The following is a 20859-nucleotide window of genomic DNA, read 5'->3' on the forward strand; positions in this document are numbered from 1 at the left end:
ATATCCTGCGGTTTTTCCCTTGACATGTCTCAATTTCATCTGTTAGTTTTGACATGACAATGCAAAGAGGGCAAACAATGAAATATACAGCAGATATTTCCCTGTATATGGTGTTCTTTTTACCTGAAAGTGCATAATCAATATAATAAAAAATGAGACGGGTTTTCAATATATGAAGATAGCAGGCATTCAATTTGCGTGTTCTGAGGATAAAGAGGAAAATATTAATAAGGCTCTGAAAATCATGGATGTAGCCCTGAAAGAAGGTGCACGGATCATATGTTTTCAGGAAATGTTCAACCAGCATTGGTTTCCCAAGGGAAGAGATGAAAAAGCTTTCCTGTTAGCCGATGATATAAGAAATAAAATTGTTGGTACTTTCAGGAAGAAGGCGAAAGCCTCAGATTCCGTAATCCTGCTGCCCATATTCGAAAAGCATACGTCGCATTTTTATAATAGTTGTGTAATTATAGATGCTGACGGTAAGACATCCGGAGTATACAGAAAAATTCATATTCCTGATATACCGCTATGGGAAGAGAAATATTATTTTTCTCCAGGCAAAAAAGGATTGCCCGTCTTTGACACAAAGTATGGAAGACTTGGAGTTCAAATCTCCTGGGACAACCTGTATCCCGAGAGTACACGAGTCCTTGCTTTGAAAGGCGCTGAAATAGTTTTTTCACCCACTGCGTGCGCTTTCAAGACCCAGCATATATGGCAGACGGTTATTTCAGGAAATGCTATAATGAATGGTTTGTATATTATGAGAGTAAACAGGGTAGGAAGCGAGAATGACCTTGATTTCTACGGGATGAGTTTTTGTGTGAATCCGGAGGGAGAATTGATAGGGGGGCCGACTGGGGCGGTTGACAGTATCCTTTTGGCAGATATTGACTTTGAATATCTGAAACATATCCGGAGAGAGTGGCCGCTGATGAAAGAAAGAAAGCCTAAATTTTATAAGGAGATTATAAAGGAGATATAATGGCTAACGAACCTTCACTCTGCATAATCTGTGCATGGAGAGAGAATTGTCAGAAAAAGTTTTTAAAAAGTAAGGATGTAACGTTAAGATGTCCTGATTTTACAAAGGATCTTTCTATTAAGAATACGGAGACACCGGATGATAAGAAAACGGGTAGTGGAGATAATAAATGAGGCCTGTGATATATGTAAAACTGAAGGTATTTTACCTTACGATGTTAAAACAGAGCCTATTATAGAAATTCCCAGAGAAGAAGAGTTTGGCGATTATTCCACAAACATTGCCTTTTTATTAGCCCCTAAAATCAGAAAAAGCCCTCAGGATATTGCAAAAATTCTCATCGGCCGTATGCATTTTGGTGATGTATGTAATAAGGTCGAACTTGCAGGGAAAGGGTTTATAAATTTTTATATAAAAGATGAAATATGGCGGCAGGCACTATCGGAGATATTCAACAATGGACTGGAGGCCTCCATGCCCGACGTTGGGAAAGGCAAAAAAGTCCTTATGGAGTTTGTGAGTTCCAACCCTACAGGGCCCCTTCATATAGGGCACGGAAGGGGAGCTGCTGTAGGCGATGTGCTTGCAAACATACTAAAGAAAACCGGTTACAACGTTGTAAAGGAATATTATGTGAATGATGCGGGTAAACAGATAGATACGCTCGGTGAATCGACCTACGCACGGTGGAGAGAGCTGAAAGGTGAGGATGTTGTATTTGAAGACAGTTTTTATAAGGGTGCGTACGTTAAGGATATTGCAGCCGATGCAATCAAGCAGGGGTTAATTATTCCTGAAGATAGAAAAGAGGCCATAGATTTTTTTGCAAAATTTGCCGGTGATACGGTCCTGGATGGTATCAAGAGTGACCTTGAGAGCTTCGGTGTTTTTTTCGACAACTATTTCAGTGAGACAACCCTGCACAGGAACGGAATTGTCGAAGCGACCCTGGAATCACTCAAAACAAAGGGCTATGCGTATGAGCAGGAAGGAGCGCTTTGGTTCAAGACGAGCCTTTTTGAGAAGGATGAGGACAGAGTATTGATTAAGTCTGATGGCGAGAAGACATACTTTGCTTCAGATATTGCCTATCATAAAGACAAGTTCAACCGGTCCTTTGATATTCTCATAGATATATGGGGGTCTGATCACCACGGGTATATCCCGAGGATGAAGGCAGGCGTGGAAGCCACTGGGGGCCGCAAGGAAGATCTCAAGGTTCTCCTTATCCAGTTTGTTACTCTCCTTGAAGATGGAAAGCCGGTGGGTATGTCGACAAGATCAGGGCAGTTCACAACTCTCAGGGAGGTTCTTGATGAGGTAGGGAAGGATGCTGCCCGTTTTTTCTTTTTAATGCGTAAAAGCGATGCTCATCTTGAATTTGATCTTGATCTTGCGAAGAAAACATCAAGCGAAAATCCTGTATATTATGTTCAATATGCCTATGCAAGGATTGCAAGTATTTTCAGGAATGCTAAGGAAGACGGAATAGATATTGATTTTTTGAAGGCAAAAGCCAGGGAGCAGACAATAAATGGTGATGTGGCATTGGAAGGAGACGCTGTCAGGGTTGATCTTTTGACGGTTAAAGAGGAAATTGATTTGATCAAATCGATACTCCATCTCTATGATATCCTGGAGGGAAGTTCACGTAGTCTTGAACCGCATAGGATAACGTTTTATCTTATAGAACTTGTAAGTAAGTTTCACAGTTATTATAATAAGACGAGGATTTTAAAGAACGAGAAAGACCTGACTATCGCAAGGCTGCTGCTTCTTTACATGCTGCAGTATGTGATTAAGTACGGGTTGGATATACTCGGCGTATCAACGCCTGAAAAAATGTAGGAATCTGTGAAAAAGTAAAGAAAGTAAAAGGTGAAAAGTGAAAAATACAAAAGACATAAACATGGAAGCAATAAAAGGAAAAACTAAGAGTAAAACCAGGGAATATGTTGAATCATTAATTATTGCAGCAATTATAGCATTTTTTGTGAGAAGTTTTTTTGTTCAGGCATTCAGGATACCCTCAAGCTCTATGGAGCCTACACTCCTTATTGGTGACCATCTTCTTGTAAATAGGTTAAGCTATGTGATGAAGATTCCTTTCACGGATAAAGTAATCTTTAGTCTTGGAGATCCAAAAAAGGGGGATATAGTGGTCTTTCGTTATCCCATTGACCCGGACAAGGATTTTATTAAGAGGGTCATGGCAACCGAAGGTGATAATATATCTATCAAGGATAAAGTCATCTATATAAATGGAAAAAGGATAGAAGACAAATGGGGGCATTACATAGACAACATAATACTGCCTGAACATGTTAACCCGAGAGATAATTTTGGACCATACAAAGTGCCTAAGAATTCCTACTTTGTTATGGGCGACAACAGAGACAGAAGTCTTGACAGCAGATACTGGGGTGTTGTCACTAAAGATCATCTTGTAGGGAGGGCGCTTATATTGTATTTTTCCTGGAATGTAAAGCCTGACAATGCGCTTGGATTCATAAGGTGGTCGAGGATTGGGAATCTTATACGATAATAGATTTTAAAAGGCTTGTATGTTATTATCAGGTATTATGAGAAAACTCTTTATTTATGTGCTCATGTTGTTTATCCCCTTCTCCCTGCTTGCAAGTGATTACTCTTCGTCCATACTCTTTTTTTTAAAGGGATACAGAAGCGAAACAAGGGGCCAGTCTGAAGATGCCATAAATTATTATAAGTCTGCTCTTCGTCTTAACCCCGATTCTTCCTATATCAGATCGGAGCTATCTTTTTCGTATATCAAGAAAAGCGAACTTGACAATGCACAAAAGCTGCTTGAGGAAGCAATTGTCCTGAATGAAAAGAATCGTACCGCCCTTATTTTGCTTGGAGGTGTCTACTCTGCGAAGGGGCTGCTCGGCAAGGCAAAGACAATGTATGAAAAATGTATTGCCATCAATGCTGAGGATACAGAAGCCTATCTGCACCTGGGTTCTTTGTATATATCTGAGAAGAATCATGATGAAGCTGTTAAAGTATATGAAAAAATAATATCCTATGATAATGACAATATCATAACACTTTATTATATCGGCAGGTTAAAAGCTGAATTAAAGGATTATGAAGAAGCAAAAAAATATTACAGCAGGGTCATTGAGCTAAAATCTAATTTTGAGCCTGCATTTTTCGATCTTGGTCTTATTTATGAGATTGAGAATAATAATGCTAAAGCTATGGAGTATTATCAAAAAATTATTGCTTTTGACCCCCTCAATAAAAAAGCGAGGACAAAAATTGCAAATATTTTTGTCAGGGAAAAAGAATATGATAAGGCTATTCATGAATTTGAAAAAATGTCTGACATGGACAGGGAAGATCTTTCTGTAAGGGGCAAAATAGGTCTGCTGCATCTTGAAAAAGGTAGATATGATGAAGCAATAAGAGAATTCAACATATTACTTGCATCATCGCCAAAAAACAATATGATCAGGTTGTATCTTGCCTATGCATTGAAAGAAAAAGGCGATATGAAGAGTTCTATTGATGAATTGGCAAAGATAGACCCTGGCTCAGAGGAATTTAATAGTGCAATAAAGACCATGACCTTGCTGTATATTAAAACAGGTTTGGTTGAAGAGGGAATAAATAAATTTAAGGACTATCTGGAAAGCAAAAAAGACAATATTGACCTTTATGTAATGTTGTCTGCCCTTTATGAAGAAAAGTCGGATTACAAAAAGAGTATTGAAGTCCTGGAAGAAGCAAATAGACGTGATCCGAAAAATATTGAGCTTCTTTATCAGATCGGAATAGTATATGAGAAGAGCGGGAATACTGATAAAGCATTGCTATATATGGAAGAAACGCTGAAAATTGATCCTGATTACCCGAATGCCCTGAATTTCATAGGTTATACATGGGCAGATAAGGGCACTAACCTTGACAAAGCTGAGGAGATGATAAGAAAGGCACTTGCAAAAAAGCCCGACGATGGATATATCATGGACAGCATAGGCTGGGTATATTATAAAAAGGGTGATTACAAGAAAGCCCTTGATGAATTATTAAAGGCACATCAGAAGCTGCCTGATGACCCGACCATTACCGAGCATCTCGGTGAAGCCTATACAAGTATGAAAGATTACGACAGGGCAAAGGAGTATTTTGAAAAATCCATGAAACTGGAAAGCAAAGAGGAAAAGAAAAAGGCAATTGAGAAGAAGATAAAGGCAATAGAAGAAAAAAGAAAGTGAAAAAAACATTCATAGTTTTTTGTTTTTTTATTCTGCTTTCATCCTGTGCATTATTTCCCCGAAAAACACATATAATATGGCCTGAAAAAATAGAGTATCTGGAGGCGCTTTGCGATATTGATATTTCCTGGAGGGATATGAAATATTCAGGCTCCATGTCTTTAAAAATGAAACACCCCGATAGGCTGCAGTTCGAGGTTTACGGACCCTTTGGGGAAACAGTTGTCTATCTTGCCAAGAACAGGGATAAATTCTCATTTGTAAGCAGTGACGAAAAATTCAGTAATGAAAAAATGTTTGAAGAAAGATTTGGAATTAAACTCAATGAATTTATAGATGATATATCTTTTATGAATTATCGGAAAGAAGGCCGGGAAAGCGTTTACTTTAAAAGGGAAAATTATGTGGTTATATACCGGCTCGACAATACTGAAAATAGTATATGCTGGAAGGGCAAGGATGGTAGTATTTGTATGAACTTCCTTGAAGCTGTTTTTGATGAAAAAGAGCAATAGGGATTTTATGCAGATTTATTTATGTTAATTACCGGAGGTTAAGGGCGTGTTCCTTTTTACCTGATGCCGGATAGATCGTTGTATCGAAAACTATTCAAAATAAACCTGGTCGTGGAGAATATGTTGTGGAAAAGGTAGTGGCAGAAAGATGTGATTCCTACGATATTAAAATGCTGAAGGATTTTTTCCACACAGGCTTTATGGAAGTAGGTTTTAAGGCGTCACGCCAAAGGGTTCTGCTCAAACCTAATCTTTTAAGCGGGAAATCACTGGAAAAAGCCGTAACTACCCGGCCGGAATTTGTAAGGGCTATATCTGAATTATTGCTGGACTCCTCATGTGATGTTTATATCGGGGATAGTCCGGGATATGAATCCACAGAAAAAGTCCTGTCAAAATCAGGTATTATGGATGTGGTTAAAGATTGTGGTTTAAAGATACTCTCTTTTAATAAAAAGATTATAAAAAAATATCAGGGTATTTCCCCTTACCGAGAGTTTATTCTGGGCGAAGACCCCGATGATTTCGAAATAATTATCAACCTTCCCAAGCTAAAAACTCATGTAATGATGGGCCTTACTCTGGGAGTAAAAAACACCTTTGGTTTTATTCATGGCCTTGATAAAGCAAAGTGGCACCTGAAGGCAGGAACGGATAAAGCAATCTTTGCCTCGATACTTATTGATATTCATAACATTGTGAAACCTGCAATAACGATTATTGACGGAATTATCGGCATGGATGGAGATGGACCAGGCAGCGGCAGGGTAAGAGATTTTGGGATAGTTGCTCTAAGTAAGAATGCATTCGCCCTTGATCGCTATGTAGAGCAACTTGCATGTGTACCATTTCCTCTTCCTATAACCTCAAAGGCTAGAGAATATGGTATGGTGCCCGATTTTGAGACGATCTCAGTTAATGCTCCTGCATCCATATCGGATGGCTTTCAAATGCCGGGTACGATGGATACCAACTGGAATCTTCCCGATATGGCGAAGAAGGTGCTAAAAAACGTTTTTATAAAAAAACCGAAATTACAAAAAAGCATATGTAAGGGATGCGGGGTCTGTGAGCATGTGTGCCCAGCAGGTGCTCTTTCTGTTGTTGAAAAAACCGTGTTTTTTAATTACAAAAAGTGCATACGTTGTTACTGTTGCCAGGAGATGTGCACTGAGGGGGCAATCAGAGTTTAATCGTGTTGGGTAAATTTTCAAATATCAAGGGCTGATCCTGGTTTTATTCACCTGATCGAGGGAGGGAAAAGTGAGACCCATAGACAACCGCTGCCAATCGGGCAGATTAATCATAGTCGCTGTTATTATAATAGGCATCCTGATTGCGGTATTCATGGCTATTGGCTATCACGGAGCGGGAAGCCCCCGCTTCTGCGTCACTTGCCACAGCATGGAACATGTTGGCAATCGCTGGCAACAATCCTACCATAAACAGTTTGCCTGTATCGAATGTCACCTGCCAAACAGTAATTTTATCGTCCAGGCTACCTACAAGGCCCGAGCCGGGCTCAACGACCTTTTCCATGAAACTTTGCGGACCTACCCGGCGGCAATCCTCATCTCGTCGGAAGGCAAGGGAATTGCTCAAGGAAATTGTCTCCGTTGTCATTATTCAACTATTGAAAACACGCCAATGGCCCGACAGGGAGGTGAATGCCTGAAATGCCACCACAATCTGGTTCATGGACGAGGATTGGAAAAAGGAGGAATGAAAGTTGAGTAAGAAAACAAAGCTATCGCTGCTGATACTTGGGATCGTGATCATTGTTTTTGTTGCTGTTGTCGTACAAGCTTTCCTTCATCAACCCAAATTGACGCTCAAGCTGGCGAAGATACCTGCCGGAGAGTACGATCCGGCAGTCTGGGGGAAATATTATCCCCTGGAATACAAAAGCTATATAAGAAACCTGGAAATGGCACCATCCCCAACAGGTTTTGGCGGCAGCGAAAAGATTGAAAAGTCTCTTAAAGAACCGGAAATCCTCATGAACTTCAAGGGAATGGCCTTCAGTAAGGAATACACTGAAGATCGGGGACACCCTTACGCCCTTGAAGATATTAAAAAAACGAAACGGATCACGCCGGCAAGCCCTGGCGCCTGTATGACTTGCAAAACAGCCAACCTCATCGACATTTACAGGGAGATGGGATGGAAATATGCCAAAATACCCCTTACCGAGCTTTTCCCAAAAATGAAGCATCCCATTGTGTGTGCAAACTGTCATGACCCGGCGACTATGAATCTCCGTGTCATCAATCCGGCTTTCATCGAAGCCATGCAGCGACGAGGCGTTGATTTGCAGAAAGCGTCCCGTGAAGAGATGCGCAGCTATGTCTGCGGCCAGTGCCATGCAGAGTACTATTTCGAGCCTGAATCTAAGAAGGTTGTCTTCCCCTGGGACAAAGGTTTCCTGCCTGAACAGATGTATGCTTACTATAGCGGCACCCCTGCCGGGTTTGACCAGGACTGGCAGCACCCAGATTCACAGGCGAAGATGCTCAAGGCGCAACACCCGGACTTTGAAACCTGGACCAACGGTGTACATGGGAAATCCGGAGTCTCCTGTGCAGATTGCCACATGCCATACATACGTGAAAACGGTCAAAAATACACATCCCACTGGGTAACCAGTCCCATGAAGCATACGAAGACCTCCTGCCAGACCTGTCACACCCAAGACGCAGTCTGGCTCCTGGATCGTGTCAGGATCATCCAGAACAATGTCTGGCAGTTGCAGCGAACAGCCGGACAGACCGTCGCACGGGCTCATGAGGTTATCGGCAAGGCAGGGGCCGTTGTCAGGGCTGATAAGGCACAACTCGACCAGGCGCGGGAACTGGCCCGAAAGGCTCAATGGTTCTGGGATATAGTGGCTGCCGAAAATAGCATGGGTTTCCATAACCCTGACCAAGTTATGAACACTCTGGGCCGCTCCATCGACATGGCCCACCAGGCCATTGCCAAAGCCAACAAGGCGGCCGGAACACAGTTTTGAGGGAAGCATAGAGGGAAACCCTTGACATTTGAATTATTTGTTAAGACCGACTAAAAGTAATAGTGGCAAATACATTATACAACAACAAGTTGTCCAATAACTCAGTCCAGTCGCCAGCTTACAGCCGCGGCTGATTTTTTTTGGTTGAGCCTGTTTAAAAAGTAGATTTGAATAAATTATGCTTTAATCCCGGATATATCATTTAGTTACGAGCCATAAAAAAATATCGAACTTTTTCTACAGGTTTGTTAGGATACAACGATACAAAAGAAAATTGACTATAATATGGAAAGGGAAGATTCCTTAAAGAGGTGGTCTAATGAATAACGCCAAGCAAAATAACAAAGAGGCATGGATCAGGGGGCTTATTGAAGACTTTATCGAATCTTCCGAAAACACCCTTGGGAATAATGCCAACGACAAGGTCTTTGACGCACCTATTGTAGGATACGCCCGCGGAGACGATCCGATCTTTGATGAATTCAAAAAGGATATCGGCGTCTTCTACCTGACACCCCTGGAAGTATTTGAAAAAGTTTATTCCGGATCAGGGGTAAGACCTGATGAGTTGACCGTAATAAGCTGGATATTGCCGCATATAAAACAGACCAAAATGGATAACAGAAAAGAGAAAGCTTATCCTTCCGAGCGCTGGGCCAGAGGAAAAAAGTTTGGCATTCTCGTTAACGTGAAGCTACAGAAACATCTGATAAAAACGCTCGGAGAAGCCGGTTACAAGGCCATGGCTCCCTGTGCTCCGTCCCACTGGTCGGAACAGATATCGGAAAAGTACGGCTATTCCTCGACCTGGTCTGAACGACACGCCGCATATGCCGCGGGACTCGGTACCTTCGGGCTCTGCGATGGGCTCATCACTCCTGCAGGTAAAGCAATGAGATGCGGGTCAATTGTAGCACAAATCACCATTTCTCCCACGAAGAGACCTTATAAAAAGCATACGGAATACTGTCTTTTTTTGACAGAAGGCGCCTGCGGCTTATGTATTAAAAGGTGCCCTGTAGGAGCCATTACAGAAAAAGGGCACGATAAGGTGAAATGCAGAGCCCACTGTGACGGAATTTGCACCGAGTATGCGAAGACGCACTTCAATATTGATATAAACGTCTGCGGACTCTGCCAAACAAAAGTACCATGTGAGTCGGGGATACCCGAGCAAAAGAGGGGGAAAGCAATGAAAAGGTATTCCAAAACCAGGAACAAAGTGTAACCTATGTACCCGGACTGTACTTGTAAGACCGCCTGATTTTAATGAGGCGTGCAGCTAATCAACAAAAAAGCGGCTCGCTGGCGGCCTCCTATGTTTGGCATTAAGATTGGTGGAATATAAGATGATGAGGAGGAGTGAATGGACAATCAGACAAGTCAGTGGAAACATTGGATTCCGGTGCTTGAGAACGAACTTTCTGTTGAAATGCAGAAGGCACCTTCACCTTCTGAAGTTCATGCAAGGGATCATATTATCCGTGTGCTGAGACGTTGCATACGCCTTGGAGAAAAACTGGACGCGGACCTTGAGATACTGGTTGCGGCAGTTTATCTCCATGATCTCGGGCGTCATTATATTGATGACAAGGCTCACGGTGCTCTCAGCGCCCAAAAGGCTGAGCCGGTGCTCGAGCGGATCGTTTTTCCGCAGGGAAAAAGAGACGCTGTCTTGCATGCCATCAAGGTTCATGATGTAAGTGCCGGTTCGGAGGACAGGACAACTCTTGAGTCAAAGATTTTGTATGATGCCGATAAAATTGATACTCTTGGGGTTGTGGGTGTTCTCAGGTACATCCGACATTTCTATGGAAAGAAACCCATAGATTATATGCTCGATGACATTGATGCCCGGTGGGAAGGGCTTGCCCTTCCGGAGACGCGAAATCTGGCCTTGCAGGATTACAATTACATCAAGGACTATTTTGTAAGGCTGAAAGAGGAACTGGGAGCGGGCGCCTAATTTCTGAGTAATGATTCTCGTGCTCTCACTATCGGCAAGGAGATGTCCGTTTACGGTTTTCCCTATTGTTTGTTTGAGAGAAGGACAAGTGCTCGGTCTGTTCCCATCTCTTGTTTAACCCGAACGGAGAACTTGCCTGTAGACAATAATTTCTTTTCCATTTCATCTCTTTTATCCCTGATCATGACAAAGAAAGGTTCTTCTTTTTTGAGAAGATCGTTGCCGAGTTCCTCAATTTCAATAGCATAACGCCCTGTATAGAAAGGTACGGCACCCCTCAAAGTTTCATCGGGCTGATAGGCGTAAAGCGGCTGATCGGCCGGTACGATAGCCATGACCTTACTGGAGAAAGGGACAAAGCTTTTGTGACCATCCAGGATAGGAACTATGGCTGTTAGAGCAAATAGCAATAACGCAATAGTCGAGAGATTGATTGAAATCCAGTATCTTTTGAGATTTCCATGGTAAAGATATAAAATCCCTGTGAGAGAGATTACCGTGACAAGTATGGAAACAACAATGACCGCAGCTAAAAAATTACCGGGAACACCGGTGAGTAACGCCTTCTTCATTAAGAAATAGGCGGGTGTTAGAGCAAAACCGATAATAAGCAAAAACACAGCAAAAGCCCAGAGGAAGACTTTTCCAATCCTGTTCAGTCCTTGGGATGTCATGGTGGAATTGATATAACCTGCAGTGAGCATAGCCATAGGTGCGAAGATGGGCATGAGATAAAGCGTCCGTTTCGTCGATGCAATACTAAGGAAGATAATACCCGAAAGGAACCAGCATTTTGCGAATAGACGGCCTTTTTGTGATGCAGTGTTGGCCGCATTTAGTTGACTTGGTTTTGAAAAGGCATAATAGAAGACTGGTACAAGCAAAATGCTCCAGGGAAGAAAACCGGTTGGAAATCCTGTGAGGTAGTAGTAAAAAGGACTGTGGTGTCCCGATACACTTCCGGAAATACTCCCTGCCATGCCGGCAGGAAGGAACCGTTGCAAATGGTTATGTATGAAGAAAACCTTGAGATGCTCCATACCGGCCTGCTGCCAGAGAGCGACAAACCAGGGAAGAGTCATGATAATGAAGATAAGAACGCCAAGCCATAGACGCATTTTAAGAAGTTCCCTGAAATTTTTTTCTACTGCCAGAAAGACAAGGATGGTCAGTCCGGGTATAACGATGCCGATGAATCCTTTAGTGTAGAAGGCGAATGTACATGATACATAAAGGAGGATATAACATAGAAGTTTCTTCCTGTTGCTTTCGGAAAGATATCCAGTAATAAAAAGACCCATGGCGCTCATAATAAAGAAGGTAAGAGCGCCGTCTACAATAACCCAATGGGCGACACGGAAGTATTCGCCGGTTGTGGCAAGGACAAGTCCGGCAAGGAGGGCAACCCTTGAACCGAAGAGGAGATGTGCCATGAAAAAAATAACGAGAACAGATGCAAAGGCGAAGAAGGCAGATGGGATTCGTACCACTTTATCAGAAACCCCGAAGGCCTTGAAAGTGAGTGACAGGACTCCATAGTAAAGAGGTGGCTCTTCAAGAAAGGGCTTTTGGTTTAACGTCGGAACAGCCCAGTTACCTGTTTCTGCCATTTCCCGGCCAATCTCCGCAACCCTCGGTTCATCGGCAGTCCAGAGCCCGTGGTTGGAAATACCCAGCGAAAAGAGCGGTATCACTACAATGAGAAGCAATATCAAACATTTTAACATATTATCCTTTGCACCCACCGTAGCTTCCCTTTCCGGTAATCGCTTCAGAAGTCCGTATAATAGATTGGACCCCTGAGAGCACTTCATTTAATAATGTGCCCAAAAAACCATCTATTGCGCGGTCGACAACAAAACCAGCCTCCTTGAGACCTTTCATGATGAAAAAGGCGATGGTTTTATCATCTTCAATGAGTAGAATTCGCATTTCTTTATTATTGCAGATTCCTGGCGGATAGGCAACAGGGATAAAGGATTATCAGATGAAAAGCCGGCGAGGTGTTCTTATCATTAGTATGACGCAGACTGTGTGCAAAACTAAAGTAGCCAGTACTTTGTAAGTTTATTTAATGCAATTGTCCTGTTCATAATACCCTTGACAGTATTTTAAAGACTGTTATAATTGAATTATTACTACACGATAAAGTAAGGGTCAGAAGGAGGTGATAAAATTGAAAAAAAGGGTGAATAAAGGGATACTTGAGAAGGAGGCTGTTTTCTGGAACAGTATCAAAAAAACGTTGGTAAAAGATACTGTAAAGAGATGCCACAATTGAAAGAGCTGAAAGACTTAACGTTGCAGGTCTGCAACGCAATAATTGACAGGCAGCTAAGGTACTGTGTTACCTTATCTGCCTGTCTTTGTATTTCAGCCCGGATGTGAGCAAATGTTACCGCCTTAAGCGTAATAAGCGTGTTTGCTTTAGGGCAACCCGACACCGATACTTATCTTAATGGAAAGCAAGGAATAAAATATGGAATTTAATGAAACCGATAAAACAGAGAATTCTTTCGATTATTTTATTCAGTGGCATCTTACGGAAAGATGCAATCTTGCATGTACCCATTGCTACCAGGAAAAAAGAACCATGGCGGAGATGACACTCCCGGAAATTAACAGGACATTGCAAAATATCTCCAACACAATCGGGCAATGGTCGGATACATATGAGATTCCTTTCTCCACAAGTTTTAATATAACAGGAGGTGAGCCGCTTCTTCGAAAAGACCTCTTGAAAATTCTTCAGAAAATTCAAAAGTATAAGTTCAATATATACCTCCTTACTAATGGGACAATGATAAAAAAAGAAAATGCCCGGCTTTTTGCAGATATTCCCGTTAAGGGCGTACAGGTAAGCCTTGAGGGACCGGAAGAAATACACGAAGCAATACGGGGAAAACATAGTTTTTCCTCTGCATTAAAGGGGGTTCAATACCTTCTTGATGAGGGCACAACAGTAACGTTGAATGTAACACTCTCCGAAATAAACGAAGCTTATTTTTCAGACATGGTGATGCTGGCAACCGATCTTGGTGTCCAGCGCCTTGGTTTTTCAAGGCTAGTGCCTTATGGAAGAGGTTTAACATTACTTCCCAGAATGCTTAAAAAGGAGAAAGTAAAAGAATTATACGAAAGTATATTTTCCATCAATACCCCGGGTCTGGAAATCGTCACAGGTGACCCTGTTGCATCACAGTTGAATAGTGAAATTACTGAAAACCATGATGATTCATTTCCTGACGGGGGTTGTGCAGCAGGAGTATCAGGCATTACCTTACTTCCTGACGGTACAATTACTCCATGCAGGAGGTTGGGTATTCCCATCGGTCACATCTTAAAAGATTCATTACGGGAGATATGGGCAGCCTCAAATGTTCTCAACGCACTTAGAAATAAAAGTGCCTATAAGGGGAAATGCCGGGTCTGCAAACGGTGGTCGAATTGCCGGGGATGCAGGGCCATTGCCTATGCCTACTCGCTTTCTCAGGGGAGAGATGATTTCCTCGAAGAAGACCCTCAATGTTTTATTGAATGAGAAATTCCAGGAAGCTCTGCTGCGTCCAACATGACTTTATGAAGATTTTAAACCAAGGGCAAGTTATCAGCGAAAAGCACCTTTCGGTTATTCAAGTTCCTTCAGATGGAAAACCAATGTGCTGGTCAGTGCTGCGAATATGCCGAGAATTATAATGCCTAACCTGAAACTATACAGATCCCCTGAGATACCTAAAAAATAGGGTATGATGCCGCCCCCGGAGAATATGCTTATGGCGAGGATAATCCCCGTAGCCAGGCTTCTCATTTCCCGGCTGAACGTCTTTGCGATCGCTACAAGTCCTACCGGGAAAAAACCTGTTACAAAAAATGCCTGCAGGAAAAGAATGATCCCAATATATTTGACAGGAGTCAGACCCAGGAGAATGGTGAAAAAACTCGTAATGATTATCAAAAGAAACATGACTTTTCTAAGGTTAAATCTGTCAATAAGAAAACCGCATGTGATTGCTACGCCAACTGATCCCAATCTTGATATGCCCAATATGGTATTGGCATAATCTATATTTAACTGAAGTTCCTTTGTCAAATACAGAGGTACGATGGAGTAAATGCCGAGATTTGACCCTGCGCCGAAAGTCCACATTATAGCCATCAGCCAAAGGGATCGTATTCTAACAATATCCCGGAACATTGCTTTGGGAGAATGGCTGATTTTTACCTCACTGCTTCCCAAATGAAAAACAATTGAGCAGACCAGAAAGATGCAGGCAAACACCACAAATATCCCGCGCCAGGGAAAAAAGTGGAGAAGAAAGAGCGCAACAAAGGGAGTAGCAAAGATGGAGATTGAGGCCCCGGTATCATGAATGGCTATTGCCTTGCCCCAGTTTTTTTCAGAGTAATATTCAGTGATTAGTGGTATGGCAGAAGGTAGATATATGCCGACGGAAAAACCGAGTACAAAAGCGAAAAGGTACAGTAAAAATAAATTGTGAACAAAGGGGATTAAGAAGGCCACCAGACTTAAGAGTAACAGAGAGAAGACAATAGACTTTTTATAACCGAATTTGCCGGAAAAAAGCCCGGAAGAAATCACTGCAATACCATATCCGAATGACAGAAAAATGAAAATACTGCTTGCCTTAGCGTGAGTTACCATGAACTCATCTTCTACAATCGGTAAGATTGGTGAGAATATTATCCTGACTGAGAAGCTAAAAAACCATATACACCAAAGAAATAAAAGAAAAAGAATTGCTTTACCCCGGAAATTTGAATATCGCTCCATTTTTACAATCTAACTTAACATGTTCATAATTTCCATATAACTTTGTTTGCAATTGTCGTAAATATCCTTCACAATTTGTAGTAATTTTCCTACATACAAAAAAATTGATCTGTTATACATTGTCAAATATATCTATAGAATTAACCATAGCAGGAAAGGAGTAGAAAGCTAACGGGTATTATTTGACAACAGAATATAGAGTTATCGGGTTACATGACTTTGTTTTCATAATATAAGGAGGTAAAATGAAACTAAGATATTTATCAATATTGTTGATTGGATTTTTTGTGCTTGGAATGTGCATGGTTTCCAACTCATATGCACTTATCTATGACTTGAGAAGCGATTGGAGCGATGTAAGCAATCCTAATGAGGTATGGTCCTATAATTTAAATGGTTCACCCCTTCCTTCGGCAATCAGGGGAGGCGACAACTGGGGAACTCCGCAAATAAGTTGGGTAACATATCCTTATGGTCATATCGGATGGTTCAAGAGTAATGGAACGGAACAATTTCCCCACGATTGGATAGCAGGGGATATTATAACACATACACCTTCCGGCCCAGACTATACCGATATTACATGGACAAGCCCGATTAGCGGTGTCGCTTCAATAAGCGGCGGCGTCTGGCATACTAGAGACTGGGGACGTACTAACAATTGGTATATTTATATCAATGGTGTACAGTTGGCAAGTGGATCTGTCAGCTCAGGAGGATCAGACAGTCGTAATAATCCATCCTTATTTACCACTGGATATGACTTGGACAACATATCAATATCAATTGGGGATATCATCCAGTTACATCTGAGCGGTCAGGGCACGGGTGACTATGCCGGCGTTAACCTCACAATTGAAACAAGTACGACTCCTGTTCCTATCCCTGGTGCCATATGGCTTTTTGGCCCCGGTCTGGCAGGACTGGCAGGGCTTAGAAGAAGATTTTTCGAATAAAGAAATCAGGAATGACACAAAAAGGCAGGGTTTTTATGACCCTGCCTTTTTTATTCCCTGCACCACAGGTTGTTTCCGGGATTGGATATTACACATATTTTCCATACCAGTTTTTTGGATATATCCGACCTGCTCCCAAAAAAACTGTTGCTATTGGCACAATTTTGTATCAAAATACCTTCAGATTTATAAGAACCCTCTATAAGCAAGAGAACAAAAAATATTTTCGGAGAATGAGCGCAAATTGAGTATTCATAGTTATGAAGAACTGGCCGCTTTGCACGCGATAGCTAAAATATTAGCCCAACCTACGGATTTGCGTGATGAGTTAGAGCAAGTTCTGCAAGAAATGAGTTTACGTCTTGGAATGCAGAGGGGAATGATATCTCTATTTGACCGTGACAAAAATGAAGTTTGGCTGGATATTGCACATGATGTAAATATTGAAGGAATGGATGTGACATACAAGCCCGGGGAAGGTATTACCGGAGAAGTCGCCCAGACAGGACGTCCGATTGCGGTGGCTAATCTGGGGCATGCCACTCATTTTTTAGACCGCACAGGCGCCCGGCGTCACTTAAACAGATCTGAACTGGCCTTTCTTTGTGTTCCTATTATGTATGACGACCATGTTGTAGGCGTTTTATCCGCCGACAAGGTCGCGCGTGAAGTGGAAAGTCTGGATAAAGAACTGGCGATGCTTTCCTCGATTGCGGAATTAACAGCCAAATTCGTGCACATCAGAGCTTTGGAAGAGGAAAACAGGCGGCTGAGAAAAATTGTCGGCAACACACAAGCACCTTCGATACATATTGTAGGTCGTTCCAAACCAATGCAGGAAGTATTCGGTTTGATCGCTCAGGTAGCAGATTCCAAAACAACTGTTTTAATAACCGGAGAAACCGGGACGGGCAAGGAACTGATCGCTCAAGCAATCCACATGAACTCTCCACGGCAAAGAGCGCCTTTAATGCAGGTCAATTGCGCGGCAATTCCTGATACTCTGATTGAAAGCGAATTGTTCGGTCATGAGAGAGGAGCTTTTACCGGTGCGCTACGGCGGCAGCGCGGACGTTTTGAAGAGGCCGACGGTGGCACAATTTTTTTGGATGAAGTTGGAGAGCTTTCCGCTGCTGCCCAAGTAAAGCTTTTGCGGGTTTTGCAGGAAAAAAGATTCCAGCCTTTGGGTTCTTCAAGAGTTGTTAATGTTAATGTTCGCATTATCGCCGCAACCAACAGAGATCTGGAACAGGATATTGTGGCAGAACGTTTTCGTGCCGATTTGTTCTACCGATTGAATGTTTTTCCCATATATCTGCCGCCTCTGCGCGAAAGAGGCAGTGATATTATACTTTTGGCGGATCATTTTGTTTTAAAGCACAGTAAGGAAATGGGCAAAAAAGTTAAAAAAATTTCTACAGCGGCAATAGAAGCATTCTTGTCTCATAAATGGCCGGGCAATGTGCGGGAGCTGGAAAATTGTATTGAACGTGCCATTCTTTTATCCAATAGCGATACAATTGAAATTTCACATTTGCCGCCATCTTTGCATGTAACAGAAACAAAAGTGGAAAATAAGGAATACGACAAACTATCTTATGTTGTGGAAGCTCAGGAAAGATCTTTAATTGTTGATACTCTCGAAGTTACAGGGGGAAATCAAGCCAAAGCCTCGAAAATACTGGGAACTACCAAACGAATCATTCAGTATAAAATTAAAAAACTGGGGATTGATCCGAATTTGTTCCGCAAAAAGAGTAAAGATGTCAAAAAAGCTGAGTAGATTTTTAATCGAAGTAGCAGACCATTTCCTGCGCCACAATATCGGAAAGTAATATTAAATTCTTTTCCCGAACATCGTAGATGCGAACGACATCAACATATTGGCGATCCTCCGGCGCAAACTCTTCCAGGAGATTGCTCGTTGATTCCATTGTGAGCATATTGAAGATAACTTTTTCCTGTTCCGGATAGATAGCCATGTAAAAGATGTTCATCTCTACCATATCCTGAAAAAAATGGGTGCCGAAAGACAGATCGGGAATCAAACTTCCTTCTGTATACGCTATTTCCGCAATGGCCGCTATATTATTGATTTCGGAAAAAGTAACCGGCACGCCCATTGCCGGTGTTGTTGTACCCCAGCGGCCGGGACCGAAAAGAATTGTCGGCATTTTATCTCGATTACCAATAGTCTTGTTGATTTTTCCCACCAATCGGGCAACACTATATTTTTCCGAAAGCTGGAGTTTGGAATAACCTTGTGGGTCAATGTAAATGATTAGCGAAATATTCTCGTAAACACTGCCTCCCATAAAGTTGCCTTCCTGCTTCAACAATATTTTATTTTTCTCGATCTTATCGGGAATCTTCACACGTTTATGGTGACCTTTCGTCTGAAAAGGCCGGCATTGCAGCAGATTGATTTGCATTTTCCCATCCGCGTTGAAGTTTGCTGTAAATTCAATATCTACCGGATATTTATAAATTGATTCCAACCGTTTGAGCATCCTGGACATAAGATCGGGGAATTCCGTTGACGAAAGCAGCTCGTCAAAGGTAAGTATCCACACATCCATGTTTTTGCCTAAAGCGTTCATCCGCTCACTAGCATCAATATCACGGGTGCCTATAAGGTTTATGCGCGCTCCCAGATCTTTATTGAGCACCTCAGTAAATGATAAGGATTGAAAAATATTTTCCTCCAGATTTAAAGCATCAACATAATGCTGGGAAAAACGTCCTGTATCTTCCGGTTTGGCGTAGGGTTTAACCAAGGGATTATCCAGAGCTACGATACGTGGATAATCATTTTCCATGCGGTTTACGGCTCTTGTACCCAATCCGAAAACAAGCCTGAGCATTCCAGCTTTGGGATCCATGCCTTTTTGCCAGACAAAGGTATTATAAGACAAACCGACACCGGCCAGCTCGGGAAAGAAATAGTATTTGCGGTAAGAACCGGAAACCCGCTGCACCAGCAGGGCCATTTGTTCATCCTGTTGGTCCAACCCCCTCTGCATACGGTAAGTGAGGGCGTCTATATTCATTGTGCTGGCAAAGATTTTTCTAACCGCTTCCTCGAACTTTTCATAACGTTCCTCCGGTGTCCCCTGATTGGCACAGAAATAACTTTCGTATTTTCCGGCAAAAGCATTGCCAAAAGCGTCTTCCAGAAGACTGCTGGAGCGCACAATGATCGGCGACTGTCCATAATATTCAAGCATTAATTGAAAACGTTCCCGAATTTCTTCCGGGAAAACCCCTTTTAACATTTTGTCTTTCAAATCCCGTGCGCTCTCAAAATAGCTTTCCTTTGTTTTATGGGACATCAGCGTTCTCCACAAGCCGTTTTGAACGATGAAGGAATAAAAGATATCAGAACCTATATAAAACGAGTCGTGCATTTCCAGATGCTCCGACCATTTTACAGAAGGGTCTTTGCGCAGAATATTGCGTGCCAGCAGCATGCCCGCGGATTTACCGCCGATGAAACCAGTTCCTATAAGCCGATCTTTGATTTCGATAAGATCTTCCAGCGTAAAATATTCTTTTACCAGGGACAGCATTCTTCTTTCCTTGCCGATCAACACGCGGGAGAGTTGTTCCACCATTTGTTGTTTTTCCGACATGCTCTTTGAATTTTCCAGTATATATTTTGCCTCCATGAATATGCGGTCCCAATAGTCCAGATTTCTTTCGGCACCGGTGGCGCTTGCCTGATTAAGATAGGAAAATAAATTCGAGGCATCAACGCTGTTCAGGATGGGGACAAATTCGTCTTCTTCCATAATGTGCGGAAGAAACATCGTCGGGGAATAACGCTGCCAAGCTTTAATAGGGTGGACACAAAATGTACCCTGATAATTATAAACATCCAGCAGTACCTGTGTAGTTTCTCTTATGCGGGCGATTGTTTTAAAAGAATGTCGGTTACGCAGGATGGAAAAATAAGCGACAGTGTTTAACTCGAAAAGATAGGGGCAGGTAATCACAAAGAAGTTGCCGATCATCAGATCGGTAGCCCAGGTCAGAAGCAGATCCGACAGGCAATCGAACACATAAAAAACATCACGTCCTTCCTGCCGGATGATATAATGAACCTGCGTGGAAAAGGATTCAAAACCGATATCGGCGTTGAGTTTGTAAATTGCTACTTTGCCGCTGGCCTCTATGATTGGCGGGTGTTTAGCGAAGCGCATATAAACAATACGCCGCCCTTTTTCCAAGGCATTTTCTACGTAGGGATTGACAAATTTTTTGTAGTCTTCAATATCTTCGACCTGAAAGACAACATTATCACCCATTTGCAGGTAATTAAGAGTTTTGTCCAATCCTTTAATGCCTGTGCTGACACTGGATATCGAAATCATAAAATCACTATGATA

General features: G+C 42.2%; 18 protein-coding genes. 14 read left to right on the top strand and 4 right to left on the bottom strand.

Annotated features, from left to right (window positions below; genetic code table 11):
• Positions 1-172: 172 nt before the first annotated feature.
• From NT010_05440 to NT010_05490, 11 genes are all read left to right on the top strand, one after another.
• Complete coding sequence (locus tag NT010_05440) at positions 173-988, top strand: hypothetical protein (protein ID MCX5805500.1); 816 nt, start codon at positions 173-175, stop codon at positions 986-988.
• Positions 988-1161 carry a hypothetical protein gene (locus tag NT010_05445; GenBank protein MCX5805501.1) on the top strand — a complete coding sequence of 58 codons (174 nt, stop codon included), beginning with the start codon at positions 988-990 and terminating at the stop codon, positions 1159-1161. The genes NT010_05440 and NT010_05445 overlap by 1 nt, the downstream gene beginning before the upstream one ends.
• Positions 1127-2836, top strand: a complete 1710-nt coding sequence (gene argS / locus NT010_05450) for an arginine--tRNA ligase (protein ID MCX5805502.1) — start codon at positions 1127-1129, stop codon at positions 2834-2836. The genes NT010_05445 and argS overlap by 35 nt, the downstream gene beginning before the upstream one ends.
• Before the next feature lie 37 nt (positions 2837-2873).
• Positions 2874-3533 (top strand): signal peptidase I, encoded by a 660-nt coding sequence (gene lepB, locus NT010_05455; protein ID MCX5805503.1) that lies wholly within the window; start codon positions 2874-2876, stop codon positions 3531-3533.
• A 37-nt stretch (positions 3534-3570) separates the two neighbouring features.
• A complete protein-coding gene (locus NT010_05460) occupies positions 3571-5232 on the top strand; it encodes a tetratricopeptide repeat protein (GenBank protein ID MCX5805504.1) in 1662 nt (553 codons plus the stop codon).
• A complete protein-coding gene (locus NT010_05465) occupies positions 5229-5747 on the top strand; it encodes a hypothetical protein (protein ID MCX5805505.1) in 519 nt (172 codons plus the stop codon). Before NT010_05460 ends, NT010_05465 begins: the two co-directional genes overlap by 4 nt.
• Before the next feature lie 125 nt (positions 5748-5872).
• Positions 5873-6940, top strand: coding sequence for a DUF362 domain-containing protein (locus tag NT010_05470; GenBank protein ID MCX5805506.1), 1068 nt, complete (start codon positions 5873-5875; stop codon positions 6938-6940).
• A 70-nt stretch (positions 6941-7010) separates the two neighbouring features.
• The gene (locus NT010_05475; protein MCX5805507.1) at positions 7011-7484 is read left to right on the top strand and encodes a NapC/NirT family cytochrome c; all 474 of its coding nucleotides are present in this window, start codon (positions 7011-7013) and stop codon (positions 7482-7484) included.
• Positions 7477-8757, top strand: a complete 1281-nt coding sequence (locus tag NT010_05480; protein MCX5805508.1) for an ammonia-forming cytochrome c nitrite reductase subunit c552 — start codon at positions 7477-7479, stop codon at positions 8755-8757. The genes NT010_05475 and NT010_05480 overlap by 8 nt, the downstream gene beginning before the upstream one ends.
• A 319-nt stretch (positions 8758-9076) precedes the next feature.
• Positions 9077-9985 carry an epoxyqueuosine reductase gene (locus NT010_05485; protein ID MCX5805509.1) on the top strand — a complete coding sequence of 303 codons (909 nt, stop codon included), beginning with the start codon at positions 9077-9079 and terminating at the stop codon, positions 9983-9985.
• A 138-nt stretch (positions 9986-10123) separates the two neighbouring features.
• Complete coding sequence (locus NT010_05490; protein ID MCX5805510.1) at positions 10124-10723, top strand: HD domain-containing protein; 600 nt, start codon at positions 10124-10126, stop codon at positions 10721-10723.
• A 62-nt stretch (positions 10724-10785) separates the two neighbouring features.
• Here NT010_05490 and NT010_05495 read toward each other — a convergent pair whose 3' ends face one another.
• On the bottom strand, positions 10786-12450 hold the full coding sequence (locus NT010_05495) for a glycosyltransferase family 39 protein (GenBank protein MCX5805511.1): 1665 nt from the start codon (positions 12448-12450) through the stop codon (positions 10786-10788).
• A gap of 1 nt (position 12451) precedes the next feature.
• A complete protein-coding gene (locus NT010_05500; GenBank protein MCX5805512.1) occupies positions 12452-12655 on the bottom strand; it encodes a hypothetical protein in 204 nt (67 codons plus the stop codon).
• A 547-nt stretch (positions 12656-13202) separates the two neighbouring features.
• Here NT010_05500 and NT010_05505 point away from each other — a divergent pair.
• Positions 13203-14264, top strand: coding sequence for a radical SAM protein (locus tag NT010_05505; GenBank protein ID MCX5805513.1), 1062 nt, complete (start codon positions 13203-13205; stop codon positions 14262-14264).
• An 87-nt stretch (positions 14265-14351) separates the two neighbouring features.
• Here the strand turns inward: NT010_05505 and NT010_05510 are convergent, their stop codons facing one another.
• Entirely contained in the window at positions 14352-15515 is a 1164-nt protein-coding gene (locus NT010_05510) for an MFS transporter (protein MCX5805514.1), read from the bottom strand.
• A 245-nt stretch (positions 15516-15760) separates the two neighbouring features.
• Here NT010_05510 and NT010_05515 point away from each other — a divergent pair, with 245 nt between their 5' ends.
• The gene (locus tag NT010_05515; GenBank protein MCX5805515.1) at positions 15761-16471 is read left to right on the top strand and encodes a VPLPA-CTERM sorting domain-containing protein; all 711 of its coding nucleotides are present in this window, start codon (positions 15761-15763) and stop codon (positions 16469-16471) included.
• A 244-nt stretch (positions 16472-16715) separates the two neighbouring features.
• The gene (locus NT010_05520; GenBank protein MCX5805516.1) at positions 16716-18254 is read left to right on the top strand and encodes a sigma 54-interacting transcriptional regulator; all 1539 of its coding nucleotides are present in this window, start codon (positions 16716-16718) and stop codon (positions 18252-18254) included.
• Positions 18255-18258: 4 nt separating this feature from the next.
• Here the strand turns inward: NT010_05520 and NT010_05525 are convergent, their stop codons facing one another.
• Positions 18259-20844 carry a PEP/pyruvate-binding domain-containing protein gene (locus tag NT010_05525; GenBank protein ID MCX5805517.1) on the bottom strand — a complete coding sequence of 862 codons (2586 nt, stop codon included), beginning with the start codon at positions 20842-20844 and terminating at the stop codon, positions 18259-18261.
• Positions 20845-20859 lie beyond the last annotated feature (15 nt).

The organism is Pseudomonadota bacterium, from assembly GCA_026388275.1.
Classification (GTDB): Bacteria; Desulfobacterota; Syntrophorhabdia; order Syntrophorhabdales; family Syntrophorhabdaceae; genus JAPLKB01.

What these genes read in the sequence shown, in the direction of transcription:
- NT010_05490 (MCX5805510.1), top strand. Translation starts at nt 10,124, where the DNA reads ATGGACAATCAGACAAGTCAGTGGAAACATTGGATTCCGGTGCTTGAG.
- argS (MCX5805502.1), top strand. Translation starts at nt 1,127, where the DNA reads ATGATAAGAAAACGGGTAGTGGAGATAATAAATGAGGCCTGTGATATA.
- NT010_05500 (MCX5805512.1), bottom strand. Translation starts at nt 12,655, where the DNA reads ATGCGAATTCTACTCATTGAAGATGATAAAACCATCGCCTTTTTCATC.
- NT010_05510 (MCX5805514.1), bottom strand. Translation starts at nt 15,515, where the DNA reads ATGGAGCGATATTCAAATTTCCGGGGTAAAGCAATTCTTTTTCTTTTA.
- NT010_05485 (MCX5805509.1), top strand. Translation starts at nt 9,077, where the DNA reads ATGAATAACGCCAAGCAAAATAACAAAGAGGCATGGATCAGGGGGCTT.
- NT010_05525 (MCX5805517.1), bottom strand. Translation starts at nt 20,844, where the DNA reads ATGATTTCGATATCCAGTGTCAGCACAGGCATTAAAGGATTGGACAAA.
- NT010_05440 (MCX5805500.1), top strand. Translation starts at nt 173, where the DNA reads ATGAAGATAGCAGGCATTCAATTTGCGTGTTCTGAGGATAAAGAGGAA.
- NT010_05495 (MCX5805511.1), bottom strand. Translation starts at nt 12,450, where the DNA reads ATGTTAAAATGTTTGATATTGCTTCTCATTGTAGTGATACCGCTCTTT.
- NT010_05505 (MCX5805513.1), top strand. Translation starts at nt 13,203, where the DNA reads ATGGAATTTAATGAAACCGATAAAACAGAGAATTCTTTCGATTATTTT.
- NT010_05515 (MCX5805515.1), top strand. Translation starts at nt 15,761, where the DNA reads ATGAAACTAAGATATTTATCAATATTGTTGATTGGATTTTTTGTGCTT.
- NT010_05445 (MCX5805501.1), top strand. Translation starts at nt 988, where the DNA reads ATGGCTAACGAACCTTCACTCTGCATAATCTGTGCATGGAGAGAGAAT.
- NT010_05460 (MCX5805504.1), top strand. Translation starts at nt 3,571, where the DNA reads ATGAGAAAACTCTTTATTTATGTGCTCATGTTGTTTATCCCCTTCTCC.